Source organism: Mycobacterium sp. (genome assembly GCF_035570115.1).
In the GTDB taxonomy this organism is placed as follows: Bacteria; Actinomycetota; Actinomycetes; order Mycobacteriales; family Mycobacteriaceae; genus Mycobacterium.
Window position 1 is genome coordinate 1 of the sequence record NZ_DATMLH010000107.1, and the last position, 7132, is coordinate 7132.

8 protein-coding genes are annotated in these 7132 nt (G+C 65.8%); all 8 read left to right on the forward strand.

Annotated features, from left to right (window positions below; translation table 11 throughout):
- Positions 1-502, forward strand: a 502-nt coding sequence (locus VNW74_RS09415) for an Hsp70 family protein (RefSeq protein WP_325676330.1), incomplete at its 5' end; no start/stop codon positions are given.
- Entirely contained in the window at positions 499-1194 is a 696-nt protein-coding gene (gene grpE / locus VNW74_RS09420) for a nucleotide exchange factor GrpE (protein WP_325676331.1), read from the forward strand. The genes VNW74_RS09415 and grpE, both read left to right, overlap by 4 nt.
- Positions 1195-1250: 56 nt before the next feature.
- Positions 1251-2438, forward strand: coding sequence for a molecular chaperone DnaJ (gene dnaJ, locus VNW74_RS09425; RefSeq protein WP_325676332.1), 1188 nt, complete (start codon positions 1251-1253; stop codon positions 2436-2438).
- Positions 2438-2809: a heat shock protein transcriptional repressor HspR gene (locus VNW74_RS09430; RefSeq protein ID WP_325676333.1), complete on the forward strand. Its 372-nt coding sequence runs from the start codon at positions 2438-2440 to the stop codon at positions 2807-2809. Before dnaJ ends, VNW74_RS09430 begins: the two co-directional genes overlap by 1 nt.
- Before the next feature lie 276 nt (positions 2810-3085).
- Positions 3086-4483, forward strand: coding sequence for a 2-polyprenyl-6-methoxyphenol hydroxylase-like oxidoreductase (locus VNW74_RS09435; RefSeq protein WP_325676334.1), 1398 nt, complete (start codon positions 3086-3088; stop codon positions 4481-4483).
- Between the two features lie 61 nt (positions 4484-4544).
- Positions 4545-5291 (forward strand): alpha/beta hydrolase, encoded by a 747-nt coding sequence (locus VNW74_RS09440; protein WP_325676335.1) that lies wholly within the window; start codon positions 4545-4547, stop codon positions 5289-5291.
- A 139-nt stretch (positions 5292-5430) separates the two neighbouring features.
- The gene (locus VNW74_RS09445; protein ID WP_325676336.1) at positions 5431-5619 is read left to right on the forward strand and encodes a hypothetical protein; all 189 of its coding nucleotides are present in this window, start codon (positions 5431-5433) and stop codon (positions 5617-5619) included.
- A 47-nt stretch (positions 5620-5666) separates the two neighbouring features.
- A partial coding sequence (locus tag VNW74_RS09450) for an AAA family ATPase (protein WP_325676337.1) occupies positions 5667-7132 on the forward strand: 1466 nt, incomplete at its 3' end.

Consider the following 7132-nt stretch of genomic DNA (forward strand, 5'->3'; position numbering starts at 1 on the left):
CGACGCCAACGGCATCGTGCACGTCACGGCCAAGGACAAGGGCACCGGCAAGGAGAACACGATCAAGATCCAGGAGGGCTCCGGCCTGTCCAAGGAAGAGATCGACCGGATGATCAAGGACGCCGAGGCGCACGCTGACGAAGACCGCAAGCGTCGCGAGGAAGCCGACGTTCGCAACCAGGCCGAAACGCTGGTCTACCAGACGGAGAAGTTCGTCAAGGAGCAGCGCGAGGCTGAGGGCGGTTCGAAGGTCCCCGAGGACACGCTGAACAAGGTCGACGCCGCGGTGGCGGAAGCCAAGACGGCGTTGGAGGGCACCGACATCGGCGCGATCAAGTCCGCGATGGAGAAGCTGGGCCAGGAATCGCAGGCCCTCGGGCAGGCGATTTACGAGGCCACCCAGGCCGAGCATGCGGCGGGCGGCAGCGGTGAGGCCGGCGCGAGCGGCGCCGACGACGTCGTCGACGCGGAGGTGGTCGACGATGACCGGGAGGCCCAGTGAGCGAATCCAATCCACGCGAACAGGTAACCGTCACCGACAAGCGGCGGATTGATCCCGAGACCGGCCAAGTACGCCACGTGGCTTCCGGAGCCGCCCCCAGCGGGGCGGCGCCGGATGCCACAGATACGAAAGCGGAGCACGGCGCAGCCACCGCGGACAAGATTGCGGAGCTGACCGCCGATCTGCAGCGGGTGCAAGCCGACTACGCCAACTACCGCAAGCGGGCGTTGCGCGATCAGGAGGCGACCGCCGAGCGCGCAAAGGCTTCCGTCGTCACCCAATTACTGGGCGTGCTCGACGATCTCGACCGCGCACGCAGTCACGGAGATCTCGAGTCGGGGCCGCTGAAGTTGGTCGCCGACAAATTGCTCGGCGCACTAACCGGGCTTGGCTTGACGGCGTTCGGCGCCGAGGGCGACGACTTCGACCCGGTGCTCCACGAGGCCGTACAACACGAAGGTGACGGGTCGGAGGGCTCGAAGCCGGTGATCGGCAACGTGATGCGGCACGGCTACAAACTGGGTGACCAGGTTTTGCGGCACGCGCTGGTCGGGGTGGTGGACACCATCCCGGATGACTCGACCGGTGACGCCGGGACCGAGGGGGCCGCCAAATCCGAGACCGTCGACACAGTCGATAACGACGCGAACGAGGGTGAGCACAACGCAGAATCAGAGCCGTCGGACACGTAACGACCGGTTCGGACGGGACAGGACAACAACAGAAAGGTGCGAGGGGGTGACGCGATATGGCCCAACGCGAATGGGTCGAAAAGGACTTCTACAAGGAGCTGGGCGTCTCTCCTGACGCCGAGCAAGACGAGATCAAGCGGGTGGCCCGCAAGCTGCTCGCCGAGAATCACCCAGACCGCAACCCCGGCAACAAGGCGGCCGAAGATCGGTACAAGGCCGTCTCCGAGGCCAAGGAAGTGCTGACGGATCCGGCCAAGCGCAAGGAGTACGACGAAACCCGTCGACTGTTCGCCGGACGCGGATTCGGTCGCCGATTCAACGGCGGCGACTTCGCCGGCGGCTTCGGCGGGGGCAGCTATAGCGCCGATGGGGCCGAGTTCAACCTCAACGATTTGTTCGACGCCGCCGGCCGCAGCGGTGGCACCAACATCGGCGATCTGTTCGGCGGCTTGTTCGGCCGCGGGGCTGCGCCGCGTCCCAGCCGGCCACGTCGCGGTAACGACTTGGAGACCGAAGCCGAGCTGAGCTTCATGGAGGCCACCAAGGGCGTGGCGATGCCGCTGCGGCTGACCAGCCCGGCGCCGTGCACGAACTGTCACGGCAGCGGAGCCAGGCCGGGCACCAGTCCGAAGGTGTGCCCGACCTGTAACGGCTCGGGTGTAATCAGCAGTAACCAAGGCGCTTTCGGCTTTTCCGAGCCGTGCACCGACTGCCGCGGCAGCGGGTCGATCATCGAGCACCCTTGCGAGGAATGCAAGGGGACCGGTGTCACCACCCGCACCCGCACCATCAACGTGCGGATCCCACCTGGCGTCGAGGACGGACAACGGATCCGATTGGCCGGTCAGGGTGAGGCCGGACTGCGCGGCGCCCCGTCGGGTGACCTGTATGTCACCGTGCACGTGACGCCGGACAAGGTCTTTGGCCGCGACGGCGATGACCTCACCGTCACGGTGCCGGTCAGCTTCACCGAATTAGCTTTGGGTACAACGCTTTCAGTGCCGACTCTGGACGGCAAGGTTGGTGTTCGGGTGCCCAAGGGCACGGCCGACGGCCGCATCCTGCGGGTTCGTGGACGCGGTGTGCCCAAGCGTTCCGGCGGCCAGGGTGACCTGCTGGTCACCGTCAAAGTCGCAGTCCCGCCGAACCTGGATGGCGCCGCGAAGGAGGCGTTGGAGGCCTACGCGGTCGCCGAGCGCTCCGGTGGTTTCGACCCACGGGCCGGGTGGGCAGGTAATCGCTGATGGCCAAAAAGGACGAGGCGCGGACCTTTTTGATCTCGGTGGCCGCCGAGCTGGCGGGCATGCATGCGCAGACGCTGCGTACCTATGACCGGCTCGGCCTGGTCAGCCCCCGCCGCAGTTCCGGTGGTGGGCGCCGTTATTCGCAGCACGACGTCGAGCTGCTCCGCGAAGTGCAACGTCTGTCTCAGGACGAGGGCGTCAATCTGGCTGGGATCAAACGCGTTATCGAGTTGACCAATCAGGTCGAGGCGTTGAAGTCCCGGCTGACCGAGATGGCCGCCGAGATCGAAGCGCTGCGGGCCAACCAGCGACGCGACGTCGCCGTGGTGCCCAAGAGCACCGCAGTCGTGGTCTGGCAGCCGCGACGATGAGCGAGCCCGCGTAAGCGGGCGAGCGAAGAGGAGCCATCAGCCGGAGTCGATGAGCGAGCCCGCGTAAGCGGGCGAGCGAAAAGGGGCCATCAGCCGGAGTCGAAGAGGCGCCATCAGCCGGATTCATGAACCGGTCCACCTCGGACTGGCCGTGACGATGTCCGGGCCAGTCGTTGTACATCGGTCAATATCTGACAATGCCGTGAATCGCCTGCTACCTTTCCGGCATTGCTGGTTCGGCTGAAGAACCCGCGACCGCGAGGCTGGAGCGTCGTCATGCCGGTGCTAGGTGAGCGTGCGATCGTTCTGGGCGCAAGCATGGGCGGGCTGCTCGCTGCAAGGGTGTTCGCCGACTTCTTCCGCACCGTCACGGTTGTCGAGCGAGATGTACTGCCCGACGATCCAGCCAATCGGCGGGGGGTACCGCAGGGTCGGCACGTTCATGCTCTTCTGCCGAGCGGTGCGCAGATCTTGGATGAGCTCTTTCCCGGGATTCTCGATGAGTTGGTTGCCGGCGGCGCGCCGGTGTGGGACGACGCGGACGCGTCCAAGCTGTACGTGTGTTTCGGCGGCCACGAGTTTCTGCGGTCCGGCACGTTAGCCATCGATCCCAAAGCGACGGCGATGTACATGGCGAGTAGACCGTTTCTGGAGTACCACATCCGGCGGCGCCTCCGGGCGATCGGGAACGTGACGATCCACGGCGGCCAGGACGTGGCCGAGCTGACGTCGACGACGGATCGCGAACGCGTCACCGGTGTGCGAGTGGTCGACCGCGCCGGCGGCGCCGAGCAGGAGCTGACGGCGGATCTAGTCATGGACGCCATGGGCCGCGCTGCGCACACCCCGGCGTTTCTGGAAAGTCTCGGGTATGGGCGGCCGGCTGAGGACCACATCGTCATGCACACGACCTATGCCAGCCAGCGACTTCGGATCCCGCCGGGCACTCTGAAAGAGAAGCTGTCCCTTATCGGCGCGGCGCCGGGCCGGCCTACTGGGATGTTTCTCCTCGGCTACGAGAACGACTCGTGGATATTTACCGTCTTCGGGATGGTGGGGCGTGAGCCGCCCCGTGATTTGGCGGGAATGCTCTCCTTCGCCCGGGAATACGCCCCGCCGCACCTGCTGGCCGCAGTGCGGGCCGGCGAGCCAATCGGACCGGTGGTGCAACACCGCATGCCATCGAGCCAGTGGCGACGCTACGACAAGATGCGGCGATTCCCCGCTGGCCTGCTGGTCTGCGGCGATGCGATATGTAGCTTCAATCCCGTTTATGGGCAGGGAATGTCGGTGGCGGCGTTGGACGCTGCGGCCCTACGGAACTGTTTGCGTCGAGGTGTTAACGACCTCGCCCGGCGATATTTCCGTGCGACAGCGAAATCGATTGGTGTGGCTTGGCAGATCGCGGCTGGCTCGGACCTGGCTTTCCCGGAAGTGGAAGGACGCCGGACACCGTCGATGCGCATGACGAGCGGTCTGGTGGATTGGGTACAGGCCGCGTGCGAGTCAGATGCCGTGGTCGGCGGCCAGTTCTTCCGGGTTACCGCGCTCCTCGATCCCCCTGCTCGGCTGCTCAATCCCCGCTTCCTCTACCGGGTTGCGACCGTCAATCTGGGCCGTCGGCAACGTGATTCACGGCCTCGACGCGCTGAAGTAGCTGGCCCGTCGGAGTAATCAGCATGAACGCCCGCCAAGAAGTCCCGCGTCGCCGGTTCGCCATGCCAGGATGTCGACCATGACAATCGTACTGGTGCATGGCAATCCGGAGACTGCCGCAATTTGGGAGCCGCTCGTCGAGGCCCTCGGACGCGACGACGTGGTACGGCTGTCACCACCGGGATTCGGCGCGCCGCTGCCCGACGGATTCTCCGCGACCTACCTGGCTTATCGGGACTGGCTCGAAGACGAGCTGGAGGGCTTCGACGAACCGGTCCACTTGGTCGGGCACGACTGGGGCGGCGGCCACGTGGTGAACGTGGTCATGCATCGACCCGAACTGGTGCGCAGCTGGGTCAGCGACGTCGTCGGGCTGTTCGACCCGGATTACGTGTGGCACGATCTCGCCCAGATCTGGCAGACGCCCGGCGACGGCGAGCAGCTGGTCGACACCATGCTTGGCGGCACGGTCCAAGACCGAACCGACCGGATGGTTTCGTTGGGCATTCCGTCGAACATTGCCGAGCAGATTGCCGCGGGCCAGGGTCCGGAGATGGGTCGGGCCATCCTGCTGCTATACCGCTCGGCGCGCCAACCCGCGATTGCCGAGGCGGGTAGGGCCCTGGAGAACGCCGCCGCCCGGCCAGGACTTTCGCTGCTGGCCACGGAAGATCACTATGTCGGCTCCGACGACTTCCGCCGCCGGGCGGCCGAGCGGGCCGGTGCCCGCACGGAAGTGCTCGACGGGCTCGGACACTGGTGGATGGTGCAAGATCCGGTTCGTGGCGCGGCGGCCCTCACCCGCTTCTGGGAGACCCTCGGCTGAGCGCGCATGAGCGCTTCGGCGGCGCGAAGGTGTTTCACGGCATTACGAAGAACTGAGGTAGTCCACTACTCATGCTGTCGAGCCACGGGGGCCATACGTTGTTTGCGAAAGTCCTCAGAGCGTTAGGAGAGCATCCGAAATGTTCGATCTCTCGAATTATCGCGACTTCACCGGCGACGATTGGTGGCTAAAGCCCGTCACCGAAGCGTCCGCACGGCTTGACACCCTGCAAACAGCCGTAACGACCTCCGCGACCTCCTGCGCCGCATCGAGGGTGTCCGAAGCGGTGAAATCCTCGAAGTGCTTCAACGGCACGTCCTATAAATAGCTGCTGAATTCGTGCCGCCAATTCGACACGCGGGTTATAGTCGGCCCGTGATCAGCGGCGACCCGCTGACCGGGCGCGACAACGAACTAGACGCGATTCGCCGTGCGCTCAGCCGAGTTGGGAATTACTCCGGCGCCGTCATCGTCGGAGCAGCTGGCGTGGGCAAGACCCGGCTCGCCCGTGAAGTGCTGGCCCAGGCCGAAGCGTCAGGCGAGCGAACATATTGGATTGTGGGCACCCAGTCTGCGCGACAGCTCCCACTGGGCGCGTTCACCGCGTCAATATGCGACAACCTCACCGACCCGATATCCGATGTGCGACGCATCGTCAGTTCCTTTGTCACCCAACAACGTAACGGCCGTGTCTTGATCGGGGTCGATGACGCCCACCTTCTCGACGGATTGTCGGCACACGTCGTGCACCAATTGGCGCAGGCCCGCGGGACACGGCTGCTGGTCACGGTGCGCACGGGCGGCGACGAGCCAGACGCAATTACGGCGCTGTGGAAAGATGACCTGCTCAACCGCCTAGACCTCCAACCGTTATCGGCTCCGGACACCCACCGCATGATCGAGACCACGCTTGGTGGCGTGGTCGATAGTCGCAGCGCCAACCGGTTCTGGAAACTGACCGGAGGCAACGCGCTGTTTCTGCGGCAGTTGCTCAAGGACCAGATCGCCGCCGGCGCGATACGGCAGGTCGCCGGGGTCTGGATCTGGGACGAACGCGTCGCGGTGTCGGACAGCATGGGCGACATGGTCGATCGGCAATTGAGCCGACTCAGCCCCGATGTCGCGCTGGTCGTCGATACGTTGTCGCAGTACGAGCCGCTGCCGGTCGACGTGCTCTGCGATCTGGTGAACGGGCGCGATCTCGAGGCGGCAGAACAGATGCATCTGGTCACCGTGGAACGCAGCGGCTCCAAGCTCATGGCCCGACTGGCACATCCGCTGTTCGGTGAGCTTCGGCGCGCCGCGGGCAGAGAAATGTTTCTGTCGCGAATCCGAGGCAAGCTGGCGCAACGGCTGGCCAAGGAACCCGACGCCGACCTGCACGCGACGGTGCGCCGGGCGTTGCTCGCGCTCGAATCAGACCTTCCCCCCGACCCTCAGCTGTTCCTGGAGGCGGCCCGGTTCGCGATGACGCTGCTCGACCTGGACCTGTCGGACCGATTCGCCACCGCCGCAGCCGATGCTGGTGCCGGCGAGGCTGTCGGCCTGCGTGCGATAAGCCTGGCCGGACGCGGCCACGGCGCCGCTGCGGAGGCGATCCTCGGCGGGATCGGCGTGGATGACCCCGACGGACATCACTGGGCGACGGTGCGGGCAGCGAACCTGATCTGGAATCTCGGCCGACCCAGGGAGGCGTCGGCAATTCTCGACGGCCGCGCATCGACGCGGGAATCCGCGGCGGAGCGGGCCGAGCGCACCGCGGTGGAATCGTGCGTGGACGCGGTGATGACCCGCTGCGAAGCCGCCGCGGAAAAGGCGCGGGCGGCGCTGCGTTCGCCGAC